Origin of the sequence: Faecalibacterium sp. AF28-13AC (genome assembly GCF_003478405.1) — a bacterium.
GTDB classification, from domain to species: Bacteria; Bacillota; Clostridia; order Oscillospirales; family Ruminococcaceae; genus Faecalibacterium; species Faecalibacterium prausnitzii_E.
This window is the reverse complement of record NZ_QUFG01000031.1, coordinates 1-1,643: the sequence shown is the minus strand read 5'-3', so window position 1 is coordinate 1,643 and position 1,643 is coordinate 1. Positions and strand designations below refer to the sequence as shown.

At 54.8% G+C, this 1,643-nt stretch carries 1 protein-coding gene; it reads right to left on the bottom strand.

Translation table 11 applies throughout. The annotated features are described in order from the left end of the window. Nucleotides 1-29: 29 nt before the first annotated feature. Complete coding sequence (gene mobQ, locus DWY95_RS16725; RefSeq protein WP_187116998.1) at nt 30-1,613, bottom strand: MobQ family relaxase; 1,584 nt, start codon at nt 1,611-1,613, stop codon at nt 30-32. Between the last annotated feature and the right edge of the window lie 30 nt (nt 1,614-1,643).

Below are 1,643 nucleotides of genomic sequence, written 5' to 3'. Positions count from 1 at the left end.
CAACGGCATATCGGTGACAGAAAGATCGTTTAGAGCGATTCTTCGCGGTTTGGGGTGGTGGAAATCGTTTTGTGGTTGGACTTTTTCTGCTGAAGCTGCTCCAGCTGTTTCAGCACCGATTCCTTCTCCGAGGTCTTGCCGCCCGGTGCGGAAAGCTGCTGCTTATTCAATACCATGTCGATATACTTGCGGATATTTTTCAGAGCAGAGATGTCCGGCTGCAAGGTTTCCAGTTGGGTGTGCAGCTCTGCGCTGCTGGATTGCAGCGCAGAAAATTCGGCATCCAATGCCGAAAAATCCACCGCTGTGCTGCCGTTCAGCTTCATCAGGGTGCGGACGACTTTGTTGAAGGTGTCCAGTTCTTCCTTGTGCTGGGCAGCATAAGCGTCCTTGGTCAGCTTAAAGTTTTTCTTAATAAAGGTGTCGTGGATGGGCTTTAGCTTGACATGGATGGCCGTAGCGTCCTTGATTTGAGCAATCGAACGCATCCGGTTCTCGTTCTGCTTCAACTGCTTGCGGAGAGGGGCGGCGGTCTGGCTCAGGTCTTTGATTGCGGCGTTCAAGTCCTCGACCGTGTTCAAGGAGTGAGCTTTCAGATAATCGACTGCCTGCATGACTTCGGCAAGGTCACGGGCAGTACATTTTATCTGCGCCTTGCTCGACCAATCGCTGCGCTGCTCATTGCGGAGGTTGAAATAATCCACCAGCAGGTCGGACAGCGTGGGTTCCTTCGACTTTTCCAGAGCGTCCAGAAGAAGCTGCTTCTTTTCATTCAGATCTGCGATCCAGCGTTGCAGACCACGGATGGCACTGCGGATGGACTGCATCAGGCTGTTAGCGGCTCGAATATCCCGGTTCAGGTTGCCGAGAAAGGTCTCCACCCCACGCTTTTCCATTTGGTGTGCGGCGGGGCCGAGATGGACGGTCGGTATCTGCTGGATGCCCTGCCGCTCAAAGGAGCGCAGGTCAACACGTTCTGGTCTGCCAGCAGCTTCCAGATAGCGGTTGGTGATGGTCTCCCAGCTATGCCGCCAGACCTCGGCGTACTTCTGGTCGTTCCAGTCCACAGTGTTTTCCTTGTGGCACTTCCAGTTCCCGGAAGGGAGCCGGATGCGCTCACCGTTCTCGTCAAGGTCGTAGACCTTTCGGGCTTTCGGGAGCCACTTGCCGTGTTCGTCCATTGCCCGGAGCGTCAGCAGAATGTGGGCGTGTGGGTTGCCATCTCCCTTGTCGTGGATGGCAAAATCGGCAATCATGCCCTTGGATACGAATTGCTCCTGACAAAAATCTTTAAGCATGGGAAGATACTGTTCTTTCGGCACCTCCACTGGGAATGCCAGCACGATGCGGCGGGCAAGCTGGGAGTTCCACTGGTTCTCCACAGCTTCTACGGCGTTCCAGAGCGTTGCCCGGTCTGCATATCCGGGCGGCGCATGGGACGGCAGCATGATTTCGGCGTGGACAAGCTCTTTCTTCTTGTTGTAGAATTTCGTTTTCTGGTCGTACTCGCTGAACAGCCGTTCACCGCTCTGATAAGCGGCCCCGGCAACAGCGGACTGTCCTTGGCTACGCTTGACGATGGTGATTTTGAAATGCGGACACGGAATAGGCATCACCCCCAAACAAAAAGACCGCCCAGCAAG

Bases quoted from the DNA above. Each gene is read 5' to 3' on its own strand.
- mobQ (WP_187116998.1), bottom strand. From the start codon at position 1,613: ATGCCTATTCCGTGTCCGCATTTCAAAATCACCATCGTCAAGCGTAGC.